Origin of the sequence: Hymenobacter norwichensis DSM 15439, assembly GCF_000420705.1 — a bacterium.
GTDB lineage: Bacteria > Bacteroidota > Bacteroidia > Cytophagales > Hymenobacteraceae > Hymenobacter > Hymenobacter norwichensis.
Genome location: NZ_ATVL01000009.1, coordinates 205,795 through 221,378 on the forward strand (window position 1 = coordinate 205,795; position 15,584 = coordinate 221,378).

Sequence of the window (15,584 nt, forward strand, 5' to 3'; positions counted from 1 at the left end):
TTATTCGCGCTGTATTATAGTGACTGAGCTATCTTAGCTCAGCATCAAATAAAAGTCCTGTTATGCTGTTTATCGGTTTAAAAGAAGTAGCAGCTGTATTAACACTGCTTGTTAGTAGTATGCAGTTGCCGTCCGAAAGTGAGGAATATAGCCGGACCGTTTTAACTGATAAGGTATTCAACTCTGCCGAGATGCTTGGCCGCTACCAACGCTATAATTTTTCGCCACTCTGGCTGAAAACCGGAAAAGGCGGTATGAAAAACAGTGATGAAAGTGTATTAGGCTTTATTGGTGACGACTATCAGCGGCTGCGTATTAAGCTGCTTACAGTACGGCCCGACGTACAACGGCCAGGACATTACCTAATAACCGGCAAATCGAAGGTAGGAGAGAATATATTGCCCTTTAAAGGAACGTTCCGACTGTTGCATGTTCGGGAGAGCAAGACGTTACCTAAAGGCCTGGATGGGGTACCCATACCGGCAGTGAAGATGGGGATGCTGTTAGCCGAATATGAGCTAAAAGAGCCAGTTGATCAGCAGAATGCCGGCGTATTCAAAGGTATCCTACGCACTAACTGGTATCTAGACCGTAAGGACAAAATGCAGTACAACGATATCAATGCCTACTCCGATCATTTCGCTAACAACCAATGTGTTGGCAGCTGGCAGTCTTATAGAACCAAGCGTACGAAGCGGTGTAACTGGGGCGACTTTCGGATTCCTAATGATGGCGACCTTGATCAGGGAGCAGCAGAATTTAGTCCGGCCGGCAAGTATGGAGTACGGGGTTGGCAATCGTACCAGCAAGCATGGTTGGAAAACAACGCCGCTGCCCGGCAACAGGAAAAGGCTACGTGGTGGAAATAATCTCCTCTACTTGGTACTGAACGCCACGCCTACCGTCAGGTTGGTGTTGTCGGTGGGTTTGCCTTCCAGTACGCGGCTCTCGAAGGTGTAGGTATAATTGGCCGTAATGGCGAAGCGCGCCGTAAAGCGCAAGGCCAGTGTAGCCAGCTGATTAACGCGGTAATCGTTGAAGTCGCGCATGTTGGGCTGGTAGAACGTGGTGGAATTCAGCGAAAACACGCCCTTAGAATACACCAGCTTCACCCGCAACGAACTGCGCGACACAATGCGCTGGCTGCCATCCTGAAAGTAAGTAGCTTCTCGAATAAACAGGTTGCTGGCTGATACTTCCCGCCCCAATGAGTCGGTGTAGAAAGCCCAACCCGGCCCAAGTCCCAGTTGAATCCGGTTGTCGATGCCGCGCAGGTTGCTTCGCTCGTAGCCCCCGATGCCGTAGGCCCGGAAGTGGCCCAGCCAGTAGTAGGGCGTGGCATTGAACAGAAACTCCCGCTCTTTGAGCAGATCGTCTTGCCGGCCGTAGGAAAAGCTGCCGTTCAGCGGTGCCCCAAAGTGTAGCCCCCGCAAAAACGTAACCGAATGGGTGGTTGAGAGTAAGGTACGGTTGACGCCGCCCGAGGTGTACTGGCCCGTCAGCTGCCCGGCGTAGCGAATGATAGTGGTGTCGGGGCGCTGGGCCTGCGCGCAGGTGGTCAGCAATAAAAACGCAGCAAGTAAGAAAGAGAAACGCAAATCAAGTATTGGAAGTTGAAGCTCAAAACTAGTAACGCAAATCGGGAAGCGCCTGAGTAACACCTTAAAACCACCGGAAACCAGTAAAAAAAGAAGTTTGGTTTATCATAATGTTATCTGCGTGGTTGATTTCTGCGTTGTTTAGCACTAATTCAGGTATTGCCCTCTATGCGTTTTCTGCTCGTACTACTATTCTCTTTACTGCTACTGCCTGCTGCCTGGGCCCTCCAGATTCGGGAGGTTCGCCAGCTAGGTACCACCGCTCCGGCCCGCTACCAGAAGCTGGAGTTGGGCCTGGCCCTGGACACCCCACCCCTCCGCAACCCCTACGACCCCGCCGAAATTACGGTGTGGGCCGAGTTTGTGTCGCCGCAGGACAGCGTGTACCGGGTGCCGGGCTTCTGGTACCAGGATTTCAAGCGCTGCACAACATGCCTACCTTTTCCGCGCGCCAGTGCCACCGATACCTGCCTATACTGCACCACCTGTCCGGAAAACCCTAAATACCTAGCCCGCGTGGCCACCCGGCTGCCTTGGCGGGTGCGGTTTGCGCCGCCTACGGCTGGGCGCTGGAGCTACCGCATAGTGGTGAACCACAACGATTCCGCGGTGTTTGGGCCTCGCACCTTCGTAGATGTGGCTACTTCCACCAATCCGGGCCACGTAGGTAAGCACCGCAATGGCCGCAATTTTGCCTTTGCCGATGGGCGCCTGTTTTTTCCGCTGGGTATGAACGTCACCGGTACGTGGGTGCTCACCGATTACAACCGCCTGCCTTACCGAGATGCGCGAGTAGGCATTAGCCGCATTGCCGACAGCGGCGGCAACTTCGTCAGGATTCTGATGACGCATGCCCACTTTGGTATCGAGGGTCCGGACGGCCCCGCTGGCCGCTACGATGTGCGCCAAAACCGGGCCTATGACTTAGATGAGTTGCTGGAATATGCTGCGCAACGCAAAGTGTATGTGCAGCTTACCCTCATGACTCCCGACGAGTTATTTAATTCCGACGAGTTTGGCCGGGCCTGGCCGCAGCACCCCTACCGCAAGCTGATGGCTAATGATACAGGCCCCGAATCATTCTTCACCGATTCGGTGAGCCGGCAACTGCTCCGGCAGCGCATTCGGTATATTATGGCTCGCTGGGGCTACTCACCGGCGTTGTTTGCGGCCGAGCTAATGGGGGAGGTTGATGGCTTCGGCGGCGGTACGAAAGACCGCCAGTATTGGGATGGTGACAACCCGCGCAACATACGCCGCTGGACCGACGAAATGATTGGCCATGCCCGCAGCTTTGCGCCGCATCATCTCTATACAATTAGTACAGCTCATAGTTTCAGTGGTTTATATCCCCAGCAAGACACGGCTGTGGCGCTCTATACCTCGCCACAAGTTGATTTTGTGCAAGACCATTTTTATAGCTCTGATTTGAACGTGGAGCACCAGCGAGCCTTTCTGGCCCGGCGCGCCGCCAAGCTGTTTCCAGGCAAGCCGTATCAACTGGCCGAGTTTGGGCTCGTACAAAATGCGTGCTGGTCGGGCGTATCTAATTTCACGGCCAAGCGGTATCCGCCGGGGCTACTCTTCCACGACCTCAACGAACTGCATAACACCTTATGGTCGTCGTCGCTCAACGGATCTGGGGGGGCGGCGCTGTATTGGTGGGCCAATCAGGTGTTTGGGTTGTGCTACGGGGGGCAGTATCATTACTTGCGCCCTTTGCAGAAGTTTCTGGCCGGTGACTCTATTTTCAGTCAGCCCTACGAGCCAATAGCCAGCCAATGTCCCGGCGTGGTAGGGCCTAAAGATGCCAAGCATACACCTACTACGCCTGGCAACTGTGTTCCAGTATGGGCAGTTAGCAAAGAGGCTGCTGACGACCCCGACCTGCTGCCTTCCGGCGCCACCACTTCCGATGCAGCCTTGGAAGTGTTTGCATTGCGCGGCCCGGCCCGGGTGGTAGGGTGGGTGCACAACCGCCACAATTACTGGTATAAACTACCTCATTCGTCGGGTCCGTCTAGCGTGGCCGAATGTGCCGACCTCAACGACAATCAGCCTACTACCCGCGACAGTGTGCCAGCTCTTATTGGCAAGCAGGTAACAATTCTGAATATGAAGCGTGCTGGCCGTTATCGGCTGGAGTTTTATAGCACCTATCCATTCTACGACCTCACCCGCGACGGTAAAGACGAGCAGGGCGGTATCATCAAGGAATTTACCACTGAGGTCCGCGCTGCTGATGGTAAGCTAACTTTTACGGTGCCACCCCTTCGCCCTCTCGATAAAGGGCCGTATGCGCCAGATTATGGTTTCAAAGCCATCTGGCTACCAGAATCAGCACCACCAACAGTTGCACCGAAAACAATAGCTCCTAAGGCCCCGGCGAAAGCAAAGACGCCCGTGCGCAAGCCTGCCACCAAGCAGCCGGTTCGGTCAGCGCCTCGGAAAAGGTGAGGTTCAGGCAGGAAGAGAGCCATATGCTTCAAGTAGTAGTCAAGAAAGTATCGGGGCGAGCCTAGAATGCCAATTTAATATTCAGATACACTACTTTTAGGCGTCACTTTCCACCAATCCAACTATGAGCAACATGATTCAGTTTGTCGCCAACCACGACGACTTATCAACTGACAAAGGCTTTCAGTTCAAGTTTTATTGTGATAAATGCCGAAATGGGCACATGTCGCGGTTTCACCCCAACAGCATTGGTATTGCTGGGGAGTTAATGCGCGCTGCAGGCAGTTTATTCGGCGGCAGCTTTTATGATGCCGGCAACGCCGCCTACCATGTGCAGCGCGCCATTGGTGGCAAAGCGCATGATGCTGCTCTAGAAAAAGCAGTGCAGGAAGGTAAAACCTATTTCAAACAGTGCACCCGTTGCGGCCACTGGGTATGTCCTGATGTATGCTGGAACCACAGCGCCAGCCTTTGCGAAAGTTGCGCCCCCGACGAGCATGAAGAGCTTTCGGCGCAACAGCGCCAGGCTGCCAGTGAGCAAATCCGCACGAAAACACGCGAGCAGGATTACACCAAGGGGCTGGATTTCCTTAATACTGGGGGGCTGGTACAGTGTCAGAACTGCCAAACTAAACTAGCCGACGGCCAAAAATTCTGCCCCTCGTGCGGTACACCCAACGCAACAGACCAGGCCAAGGAGAAATTTTGTGCTGATTGCGGCGCAGCGTTGAAACCAGACCAGCGCTTTTGCGGAGGATGTGGCAGCAAACAATAGCGCCAAACTAAATAGAAAAACAAAGTCCCTGGCTGTCAACTGACAGCTGGGGCTTTTTTCTTTCTACTTGATTTGACAGAGATATTGAAAGAGTACCGATGTTTCTTCGGCGGCTACTCTGTCGGCCTGAGTGTGACGAGCATTTTCTAAGTGGCGGGCTACACTTTTGCTCGCTCGCGCCATTCCAGCTCTACCGGTAATTCAGCGGTACTGAATTCTAAATGAATCACGCGGCGTGGTCGGGCACTGGTGCTGCGGTTAGAGGCATGCAGCGTAAGGGGCTGCATCAGCATGGCGCCGCCAGCTAGTACCGGGCAGGTTACGCGACGGGAAGTATGAGCCAGCAAATCGTTGTTGGCAATTACACCATGCCGGTGGGAGCCGGGTACTACTTTCAGCGCGCCATTGCTGGCATCACAATCATCGAGGTGCAGCCGAACGGTGATGATGCTTTCTAAAATCTGGCGCGGCGGCAGCACGGCCACTTCGCCTTGCTTGGTTGTCCAGGGACCATAGCCAGGTAAGTTCAGCCGACGATTTACGGCTATCATTACGTCCTGATGCCAAGCCACCAACCAATTAGAGCCGGCTGGTTTATCGAAATAAATAGCTTTTGTTAGGTGCGGCGTAGCATCAGGAAAAAGCGCTGCCAGCAATTGACGCATGGTCGGAGTCAATAGCTGTTCTCGTAGCGCCGGAATTTCTCCTAATAGGTTGCGAATAGCAAATACATCCTGGCTGCGCCGGAAGTTAACGGAGGTGGTGTCGGCCGCTTCTACCGTGCTCAAGATGGCCGCTATTTCTGATATGGAAAAAATGCTGGTCAGGGTAGCAAAACCGTTTTCTTGCAGTTCTTGTACCGCCTGCCGCATCACATGGCTCATTTTCCGAAGATGCTAACGGAACTAGTTTGCCCGCTCCGGATGGTGAAGTTGCGCACATCGGTGAATTTGCTGCCGATGGCGTTTTTGGTACGGAATATCAGCCGGTACGCTCCTGGCTGCATCGCAACGTTCACTTTACTGCTGCTTCCGTCGGGCAGATTATAGACCCACGTCTGGCTTTCGTCGTCGTTGAGGCGGTAGACGCTGCCGTAGCCTTTCAGGTCGGAAATGATATTGAGCATACCGGGAGCGGGGTATGTAACTGTGGTTTCCTGGCCCTGTTTGACGGTAATGCGCCGGATTTGGCGCGGCAGCGTCAGCAGTTCCACCTCGTAGTTACCGGCCAGTAGTTTCTGCCGTGCTCCAAACGGCAACGCCAGCAAAGTATTGTCTTTACCCGCCTGCCGGATAACAGCCTGCACTGTACCATACGGATTAGCCGTCAGGTTCGGGCTTTGTAGCCACAGTGTGCCTTGTGGTGTCTTGTAAGTTAATATGTTGTTTTTACCGGGCCTGATTTGCAGGTTCTCTTGCCGTACTGGTGGTACCGTATTGATAACTAGGTCGTAGCTCTGTAGCGCATCGATATCGAGGGCGTCGGGCTTGCCTTGGGCGTCGCGGTAGTGTACATAATTGTACTCGGGCTGCGCGGTGATGTTATTGATGAACGTCATGTTCACGTTGGATTCCACGGGCTTGCCTGCTTCGTCGGTCAGGTTGATGGCCACGGTGGTCTTGGCCAGCGTCTGGGCTACTACGTCGTTAAGAATCGTGCGGAACGTCTTCACATCGGCCGCATTGTAGTAATGGCCCAGGCATTCTAGCTGCTTGCCAAATTCCCGCTCAGCCCCGATTCCAATAACAAACGGCTTCAGAAACACCCGCTTACGCTGCAACGCCACCGAAGTAGCGCACGGGTCGCCTTTGCATGATTCCAGCCCGTCAGTTATCAGAATCAGAACGTTACGGGCAGTTTTATCGGTGGGAAAGTCGCCGGCTGATTGTAGCAAGGAGTACGTAATGGGCGTGTTACCCTGCGGCACAATGGTTTTCAGCCGGTTTTTAATAGCCGCTGCGTTTTTTGGTGCGAAGGGCACTTCCAGCTTGGAATCTTCGCAGTTGTTTTCCGATTTATCGTGCAAATGGCCATAAGCACGCAGCCCCAATTCTAGATTCGGGTAGGCATTCAGCGAGTCCACCATCTTGGCCAACAGGCTTTTAGCTACATCCATGCGAGCTTGGCCTTCCCAAGGAGCTAGCATCGAACCGGAGGCATCTAGCAAGAATAGGATCCGGGTAACGCGGGGCTTCTCGGGAGCTACGTTTTGGGCGTACCCTGGCGCGGCCATGCCAACAGCCAACCCAACAATCCAACACAAAACCACCACCAGACGACGCATAGATAACAAGGCTCCTGTGGCAAGTCTACTATTAAAGCAGAAGTGCCACTTAATACGTTGGTTGAATTCAAACTAAGCCTACAACGAATAGCAATTAGTACTTTGTATGTATGGCTGCGGCTATAGCAAACCAGCGAATTACAGTAACTGAGACGCGTGGTTTTTAGTATCGACTTTGGTAATTACCCGCTCGATTTTACCGTCCGCATCAATCAGGAAGGTGTAGCGCATAGTTCCCATGTATTTGCGGCCGTACATCGATTTTTCCTGCCACACACCGTAATCCTGCACTATCTTTTTGTCTTCATCGACAAGCAATGGAAAAGGCAGGTCGTACTTGGTAGCAAATTTTTGGTGCGACTTTTCGCTGTCAATACTCACGCCTAGCACTTGAACGCCGGCTGCTAGTAGGCTTTGGTAATTGTCGCGCAGGTCGCAGGCCTGAGCAGTGCAGCCGGAAGTGTCGTCTTTGGGGTAGAAGTACAAGGCCACTCGACGGCCGCGATAATCGGCGAGGGTATGAGTGGTACCGTTTTGATCCTGGGCAGTGAAATTGGGGGCAATGTCGCCGGTTTGGGGGAGTGGCATAGGAAGGTTAAGGACGTTGTGACTGACGCGAAGTTAAATGTTATCCGCTGTGGAGTGCCAAAGCCTGTAACCCAACAGCACGAAGCTAGACGTAGCCTACCAAAACCGCTGCGGGCAAACCACCTGCGTTTTTTTCAGCCGCAATCCCAGCAGCACTTCATGGCTGCCCCAGTGGTAGCCAGCCAGCTTCGAGGTACCAGCATCGTAGGAATAGCTCAAACTAGTGTTCTCGTTGAGGTTAAGTCCTACCAAGGCTACTGCCGCGTCAAACGCCCGAAGTGAGCCACCCACCCAGATCAGGTCACGGTATTTCAGCTTGGCATTCAAGTCAATGGAGACAGGCGCCGGCTGCACCGACTTCACCAGCACCGATGGTACCAACACCCAGTTGGAACTGAGCGGTAACCGCAGGCCCCCCGTAACGAAGTAGTGTCGTTTCAAGGAGTTAGCGGGAGCCAGACGATTAACTTGGGCATAGGAGAAGTCCAACTGGTTGCCAAATAATTGTGCAGCCGAGACACCCGCATAGAAATTTGGGCTATATACCCACAAGCCCACTGTGGCGTCTGGCACTCGTGCCACTTGGCTGCCTGGGTGGTTGTTGGGGTCGTGAAACCGCAACTGCTGACCGTCGATGGCGAATTGCTGCATTCCAGCCGACAAGCCCAATGCAGCCCGCATGGTACGGGTCAGGGCAATGTTATAGGCGTAGGAACCATACACACCGGCCCGGCTGGTAGGACCAGTTACATCGTTATATAAAATGGTGCCCAATGCATGGAATCCTCGCCGCCAGCCGTGCATGTTTTGCTTGGATTTCTGCTGTCGGCCCAGTGATGAGTGGGCGCTGGCATAGTAGGTTTTGGGGGCGCCTTCCAACCCGGTCCATTGCGTACGGTAGCTGAGCTTGATGTCCACTACATCCTCGGTACCTGCTACGGCTGGGTTAAGGATGTAATTGTTGTTCATGTATTGGCTGTATTGCGCTTGCTGTTGCGCCTGGGCTGGCCGGTTCGCAAATGCGGCCAGCGCCCCAATAAGAACCAGCTGCTGTATAAATTTTTTCATGTAAAACCCTGCTACCAACGATACAAAGAAAAGAGGGGCTGTTAGTACACTACCGTAAGTGAGCCGCTATAGGTGCGTCCGCTTCCCAGCGTAATGACATAGTAATAAGTGCCTAATGGAGCTGGTTGCCCATTAATATGGCCGTTCCACTCGTTGGTACGGCTATAGTTAGTGGTCTTAAATACTTGGTTGCCCCAGCGGTTGAACACCGTCACGGCATTGCCAGTGAAATCACCAATCCGGTCTATTTCCCAAGTGTCGTCCTGGCCGTCGCCATTTGGGCTGAAGGCGTTAGGAATACGGATGAGTGGGCGTTGCTTTACCTTCACTGTTACCTGGCTTACGTCTTGGCAGCCAGCTGGCCCTGCCGACAGCGTATATACTGTGGTAATAGTGGGAGCTGCAATGGGGCGGAGGCGGTTGCCGTTCACGAAGGTCAAACCTTGCGCCGGACTCCAAGTGACCGGGTAATTCAAATCGATAGAGCCTTCCAGCACCACTTCCTGGCCTTCCTCGATTTCCTTGTTTGGCCCAGCATTTACTTTTACTAACTGGCTGATTTCAATTCTTACCAGATTAGAAATAGTGGTAGCTGGCTGGTTGCAGTTGGTGGTGGTGCGCAGTTTAAGCGTCACTTGTTGATCATTGCGCAGGGTGCTGCTAGTAAAGGTAGCGCCCGTAGCCCCAGCTACCTCAACGCCATCTACCAGCCACTGGTACTGTGGCGCCAACCCCATGTTCGTCGCCTGAGCCACTAAAAAAGTTAGGGCTGTGCCAGGGCAAACAGGTAACTCTTGCTGACTCTGGATGGTAAGGTTTGGTAGCAGAGAAGGGGTAAGCTCAACAATGGCTGTGGCTGTGGCTATGCCCGTGGCACAGAACCCGACCGTTGGGGTTATTTCCACCCGAACCTGGTCGCCGTTGGCTAGGGTGCTGCTGGTGTAGGTAGCGGTAGAGGCTACTGGGGTATTATTTACAAACCATTTGTAAGTTGGCACCGGGCCGGCATTAGTGGAGGTAGGAGCAAAGGTGAGGACCGTACCAGCGCATTGGGCCGGTGGTGCCGATAGTGCTACACCCACCGTCAACGGGGTCTGTACGCGCACCACTATTGGGTTCGAGAATGCCGCCTGACAGGTACCCATAGTAGAATCAGCACGCCGCCGAAAATACGTGGTGGTGGCAAGAGGCCCTGGAGCATAGGTTATGAGCGTTGCACCCGCAATGTCATTCCAAGTGATGTTATCAATTGATGACTCCCACTGATAAAGTAAAGTACCGCTGCCTCCATTGGCGCTGGCCACACTAGTAAATGCCACAGGAGATGAGGCCGCGCAGATGGTTTGGTCGCCGCTGATGCTGCCGGGGGTTAGTGCTGGCAATATGGTTAGCACTATGGGGTTAGCATAGGCGGTAGCACATGAGCCAGTGCCAGACGTGACCTGCCGCCGGAAATAGGTGGTGGTAGCTAAGTTTCCTGGCGTGTAGTTGGCACCTGTTGCCCCAGCAATGGATGCCCAGGTAACATTATTTACAGATGATTCCCACTGATAAGCGTAGTTGCCCGTGCCCCCGCTTGCCGCAGCAGTGCTAGTTAACGTAGCCGCAGGAGTGTTTGCACAAACCGTCTGGCTAGAGCCAATAGTGCCTGCCGCAAGGAGGGGAAGAACTGTCAATGTTACGGCGCTGGAGGTAACCGAGCAGCTGGCCCACTGAACTTTTACTGTGTATGTACCCGGAACAGAAGCTACAAATATGCTGTCATTGAGTATGCTACCGGCTCCGTTGACTACGGTAGTGCCATTGTACCAAGTGAATAGAAAGCCAGGCCGAAAGCTTTGCCGAATGCCAGCGCTCAACGGAATTTGCGTGCCGGGGCAAACCGGGCCGCTTACCGGCATGCGGATGACCGGAGCAGCAATAGGAGTTACTGGAATAGTATAGGTTGCTATATTGTCGGAGCCGGTACCGTCGCTGTCGAGGGCGGTGTAAGTAAAGGAGGTGGTAGTACCTGCGCAACCGCCCACGGGCGTGTAAGTGAGGTTGCCACCGCTGTTCAGGCTGCCAACGCTAGCCACTGGAATAATTTGATTTATAGCTACTGGCGCACCATTATAGCGTAAAACGCCGGTAGCGGGTAGGCTTTGCACCACGAACGAAGCCACTGTGACTCCCACACTACCGCCTACGTTGATGGTGGCACTTAGTGGAATTATGGCGGCTGGTACCGCTATATCGGGTACCGCTGGGGTGTTTTTGGTGTCGGCTAGCAAAAATGAGCTACACGAGCCGAAATACACGTCATCAAGGCCAAAATCGTTGCCAACGGCTACTTTATTGACGTCCCGGATTTCAATAGTTATCGGAAAGCCGCCCGCTGGGCCAGGTCCTGAGAAGTAGAGGTCTGAAAACTGCACGTACTGCCCTGGCGTGGTGGGTAGCGTAGTCACCACCGACGTGGATTTGCCATCCACTACTAGCCCTAGCTGCGCCGGAATACCGTTGTTGAGACTGGCCGCATACGCGGAAAACGAATAATACCTGTTGGGTAGCACAGTTATGGTTTGCGAATACACGCCTTCCAGAGCCGCCGCCCCGTTCACCATCATAAACATATCAGTTGGCCCTGTTCGGCCCGTCCCAATAAAGTTGTTATGATAAGTAGTGGAATTACTGCCAACTGCGTAAGTGCCCTCCTGATAAAGGCTTGGGTTGGCAGTGGGAGTGGCAACGAAATTGTAGCTAGTAGAAAAGCCAGTGTTGCCCTGCGTGAAGCTGGGATTACGCAACAAGTTCTGGCCGGTGCCACGGGTGCATACCACGTTAGGGTCATACACGTTCAGGTTCACGGTTGAGGTGTTGGAGCAGGCAGGTAAGGAACCAAGTTGGCAGATGCTGTACGTGAAGCTGTCGGAGCCCAGGTAACCCGGGTTGGGCGTATATACGTAGCTACCATCGGCATTGAAATTGGTAAGTATGCCGTTAGCAGGTCCGCTGCCAAGCGTAACTACAAAGGCTGCGTTAGGCAGATTATCGGGGTTGCTATCATTAAGTATGACGTTCCCCGACTTAGCCGTGTTCTTTTGCACCTGGTTGAAGTCGTCACGGGTTACAAACCGATTGGACTGCGCCACGACCGCACCACTAAATGCAAGCAAGCTGCTCCAAAGCAAAAGCAAGCATGAAAGCTTCATACACCACTGGCGCGCATTGCTATGAGTGGGATATAAGGCAAAAATCAACGCAATGGATAAAGAGGACTTTATCTTGCCTGATAGAAGTATAGTCATAGCATGAAAAGGCAGAATATACTGATGAGATACACAGTGCCTGCGAAGTAATCAAGGTAAAAGGCAATGTTGCCGACGCCAGTGCACGTAAAGTTACGTACTTATGATTTCTTGGCAAATGCAATAAAATAAGAGATATAGAGCGGTGAATAATGGTTTCGTTATACTGTATTCTCCATATTGGCTTTTCATGTAATTGATCTAAGAATAGCTTTTAATAATTATAAGTAAATGAAAAGTATAATTTAGAGTATAGTCCCTTGCTCAAGAGTAAATACTGATGATTGTGTAAATGAGCGAGACCCTGATTTAGGTAGTATTTAGGCTGGAATGAAATGTCGTAAATAAAGTCCATCAGATTATTTAGCTGCTAAAGCCATAAGCTCTTGCTGCCGGGAATATTGGAAATAGAAATATGCGCAGAAGCCCTTATGGCTTGTCAGCTATGGGCTGAGGAGTGAACAACAGCTTCTCAATTGGGAAGCCTAATTCGTGTGCTTTGCCCACTAGCATATCGCGCAAGGTGCGCTCTAGGTGCGGGGTACGACTCAGAATCCATAGGTTTTCGCGGCTCGGAGTGCCTACTAGCGCGTAACGATAATCGGATTCATCAAGGTCAAGAATCCAATAGTCACCTTCGAAGGGCCAGAAAAAGCTGACTTTCAACTTGGCGTTGGTACTGTCCAAGGCGCGGGCCACGCCCTTGGCAGTTTCAACTGGCCCGTCGATTCCTTCTTGATGGCAGGTGTTGAGCACGCTCACCTTACCATCGGGGCGGAGTTTGTATTTGGCCGTTACGTGCTGGCAGCCTTTCTCGTAGCGAATGGGCAGCCGGGCAACTTCGTACCATAGGCCGCTATACTTATGCAGGTTGACATGCGGCACTGTGGCCAATGGCGCATAAAGCTTGCGGCGCAGATAGCCGTAGGCAGCTACGCAGGTAGCTACTGCGGCCACGGCCGTAGCAAACAAAACAGGCTTACGAGTTTTAATGACGTTGGGCATAGCAGAAAAAGTAAGGAGGAGCTTGCTCTACGCGGTATCGGGGCCAGAGGATGTAAATATCACACGTCCTCCGGCCCCGATACCGCGTAGAGCAAGCTCCTCCTTGTTTCGTGCTTACTGCATGGAATTACGCGGGTCCGCCTTAGGTTTCATCTCGTAGTCGTGGGGCGGATGGGCCCCAGCCAGGTGCTGTACGAAATAGTCCCAGCGGCGGCGCGTCATGTAGGGCGAGTAAGCCCCAAAACCGTGCGTAGCATTCGGGAATACTACTAGGTCGTAGCTCTTATTGGCCTTGGTAAGGGCTTCTACCACCAGAAATGTATTGTAGGGCGGCACGTTGTTATCCATTAGGCCGTGGGCCAGCATTAGCTTGCCTTTCAGGTTTTTAGCGAAGGTGGCGTTGGCCTGATTATCGTAGTTGGTGGTGCCGTCGGGGTTGGTTTGCAGCAGGCCGATGTAGCGCTCAGCCCAGTCGTCCTCGTAGTTGCGGTTTTCGTGGTTGCCTGATTCGGAAATGCCCACTTTAAAGAAATCGGGGTAGCGGAACATGGCCGCCGCCGTGGCGTAGCCGCCGCCCGAGTGCCCCCAGATACCAGCCCGCTCCAGGTCGATGTAAGGATATTTCTGAGCTAGTTGCCGCATGCCGCTCACCTGATCGGAAAGCGTATTCTCGGCCATGTTGCCGTAGCAGGCATCGTGGTAGCTCTTGGAGCGGAGCGGGTTACAGCTGCCTTCAATCACCACTACCACAAACCCCAGTTCGGCTAGAGCCTGATGGTCGCCGCGCGCCGCCGAAAACGACCAGCTGCCCACACCACCGCCCTGCGGACCTGGATAGATGTAGTTGATAATTGGGTACTTGCGAGTAGGGTCGAGCGTGGTAGGCGTAAACAGCAAGCCGTAAAGATCCGTCTGGCCGTCGGCGGCTTTCACCGTAATGGAGGTAGGGGCCTTCCAGCCAGAGGCGGTGAGGCGCGAAATGTCGGTTTTCTCTAGCGTCGATACTAGCTTACCATCCATGGAGCGCAACACAGTAGCGCCAGGCCGGTCGGGCTGCGAGTAATTATCGAGAAAATAGCGGCCCGAGGGGGCCAGCATTACTTGGTGGTTGCCGGCTTCCGGGGTGAGGAGCTTCAGGTTCTTGCCATCCATGCCAATCCGGTACAGGCGGCTGAAATACGGATTGCCTTGCTCACGCCCGCCCGCCAGAAAGTACAGTTGGCGCTTTTGCTCGTCCACTTCCAGCAGCTGCGTTACCACGAAATTACCCTTAGTAATCTGGTTTTTTACCTTGCCGCTGCCGGCATCATATAGATAGAGGTGGCCCCAGTTGTCGCGCTCTGAGTACCAGATAACCTCCTTTGTTTTGGGCAGGTAGCGCCAGTTGATAGCGTCTTGGCCCGACTCGTACTGCGTAGCTACCGTCTCCGAAAACACGTCCCGCACAGCACCAGTAGTGGCGTCGGCAATGCGTAGCTGCTCCTTTTTATGGTCGCGCGACGTTGATACGAAAGCTAGTTGGTTGGCATCGGGACTCCAGTCCACATCATCAAAGGTGCCGCTGCTGGAAATATCGTCGGAGAGCGTGCCGCGGTGCGGGTCGGGTGGGGTTTGCAGGCGCACCACTTTCGGTTTGTTCACTTCCACAATCACCCGCTCTATCATGGCAATGTCCTTGTCGCCGGGCAGCGGATATTTCCACGCTTTCAGGGTGGGGTGGCCGATGTTGGTGCTGACCAGGTACATGTCGCCCACGGCGCGCTGGTCTTGCCGGAACGTGGCAATCTTACGCGAGTCGGGCGACCAGCGTAGCACAGGCCGGTTGCTGGATTTCCAACCGGCGTTGTCGGTTGCGTAGCCGTAGTTCAGTACCCCGTCGGTGGTGAGTTGGGTTTTCTGGTTGGTGCTAGTGTTGCGCACCCATAGGTTATACTCTTGAATGTAGGCCGCCAGTTGCCCATTGGGCGACGTGATTTCGTTGCCGGCGTTGGGGTTAGCGGCCGGCGCGGGCGTGCTGTCAGGCGTTACCTGATTGCTGGCCAGGTTGTACTGCCAGTTCTTGCCGTTAGCCTCAAAGAAAATCACCTTCTCATCGGGCGAAAACATGAAGCTGCGAAACGGGAGCCGGCTGGCCTCGTAGGTTTTGCCACTGGCCGTCGAGAGGGCCGTAGCCAGCCGGCTGTGGTCGAAAGCGGCGGTGCGGATTTTGCGGGCCGGGTCCACCAGCACAAACTCGCTGCCCTTGGCCGTCATGACGCGGTACCAAAACCGGTCATTATTCAGCCAGTGCGGCTGACCGGCACTGCCATCAACCAGCGTCTGGGTGTTGTAACCCATGAATTGCTCGGCCCGGGCGTAATCCTGAGCTGTAAGAATGGGCTGCTGCTGGGCCGTAGCCACCGAAACGAGGGAGGCCGCCACAGCAAAGGCCAGTGAGAACTTGTACATAGAAGTGGCGAAGAGCCGGCTAAAAGTCAAAGAGTTGCGTGGACGATATTACGAATTACGCCACTATATTC

General features: G+C 53.6%; 11 protein-coding genes. 3 read left to right on the top strand and 8 right to left on the bottom strand.

The window, feature by feature from the left end:
* Positions 1-62 precede the first annotated feature (62 nt).
* Positions 63-869: a hypothetical protein gene (locus G536_RS28250; protein ID WP_022824584.1), complete on the top strand. Its 807-nt coding sequence runs from the start codon at positions 63-65 to the stop codon at positions 867-869.
* Between the two features lie 6 nt (positions 870-875).
* Here the strand turns inward: G536_RS28250 and G536_RS30775 are convergent, their stop codons facing one another.
* Positions 876-1,598 (bottom strand): DUF481 domain-containing protein, encoded by a 723-nt coding sequence (locus G536_RS30775; RefSeq protein WP_169515116.1) that lies wholly within the window; start codon positions 1,596-1,598, stop codon positions 876-878.
* Positions 1,599-1,766: 168 nt separating this feature from the next.
* Between G536_RS30775 and G536_RS0115835 the strand changes: the two genes are divergently transcribed.
* Together G536_RS0115835 and G536_RS0115840 are read left to right on the top strand one after the other, a co-directional pair.
* On the top strand, positions 1,767-4,055 hold the full coding sequence (locus G536_RS0115835) for a DUF5060 domain-containing protein (protein ID WP_022824586.1): 2,289 nt from the start codon (positions 1,767-1,769) through the stop codon (positions 4,053-4,055).
* Positions 4,056-4,179: 124 nt separating this feature from the next.
* Complete coding sequence (locus tag G536_RS0115840; RefSeq protein WP_157530677.1) at positions 4,180-4,830, top strand: zinc ribbon domain-containing protein; 651 nt, start codon at positions 4,180-4,182, stop codon at positions 4,828-4,830.
* A 158-nt stretch (positions 4,831-4,988) separates the two neighbouring features.
* On the opposite strand, the gene G536_RS0115845 is transcribed toward G536_RS0115840, so the two are convergent.
* From G536_RS0115845 to G536_RS0115875, 7 genes are all read right to left on the bottom strand, one after another.
* Positions 4,989-5,714, bottom strand: coding sequence for a phytanoyl-CoA dioxygenase family protein (locus G536_RS0115845; protein ID WP_022824587.1), 726 nt, complete (start codon positions 5,712-5,714; stop codon positions 4,989-4,991).
* A complete protein-coding gene (locus G536_RS0115850) occupies positions 5,711-7,114 on the bottom strand; it encodes a vWA domain-containing protein (protein WP_033370365.1) in 1,404 nt (467 codons plus the stop codon). Before G536_RS0115850 ends, G536_RS0115845 begins: the two co-directional genes overlap by 4 nt.
* A gap of 138 nt (positions 7,115-7,252) precedes the next feature.
* Entirely contained in the window at positions 7,253-7,702 is a 450-nt protein-coding gene (gene bcp / locus G536_RS0115855; protein WP_022824589.1) for a thioredoxin-dependent thiol peroxidase, read from the bottom strand.
* A gap of 96 nt (positions 7,703-7,798) precedes the next feature.
* Complete coding sequence (locus G536_RS0115860) at positions 7,799-8,770, bottom strand: PorP/SprF family type IX secretion system membrane protein (protein ID WP_022824590.1); 972 nt, start codon at positions 8,768-8,770, stop codon at positions 7,799-7,801.
* 41 nt (positions 8,771-8,811) lie between these two features.
* Complete coding sequence (locus G536_RS0115865; protein WP_022824591.1) at positions 8,812-11,904, bottom strand: T9SS C-terminal target domain-containing protein; 3,093 nt, start codon at positions 11,902-11,904, stop codon at positions 8,812-8,814.
* A 585-nt stretch (positions 11,905-12,489) separates the two neighbouring features.
* Positions 12,490-13,065 (bottom strand): lipocalin family protein, encoded by a 576-nt coding sequence (locus tag G536_RS28260; RefSeq protein WP_022824592.1) that lies wholly within the window; start codon positions 13,063-13,065, stop codon positions 12,490-12,492.
* 114 nt (positions 13,066-13,179) lie between these two features.
* The gene (locus G536_RS0115875) at positions 13,180-15,513 is read right to left on the bottom strand and encodes a S9 family peptidase (protein WP_022824593.1); all 2,334 of its coding nucleotides are present in this window, start codon (positions 15,511-15,513) and stop codon (positions 13,180-13,182) included.
* Positions 15,514-15,584: the final 71 nt, after the last annotated feature.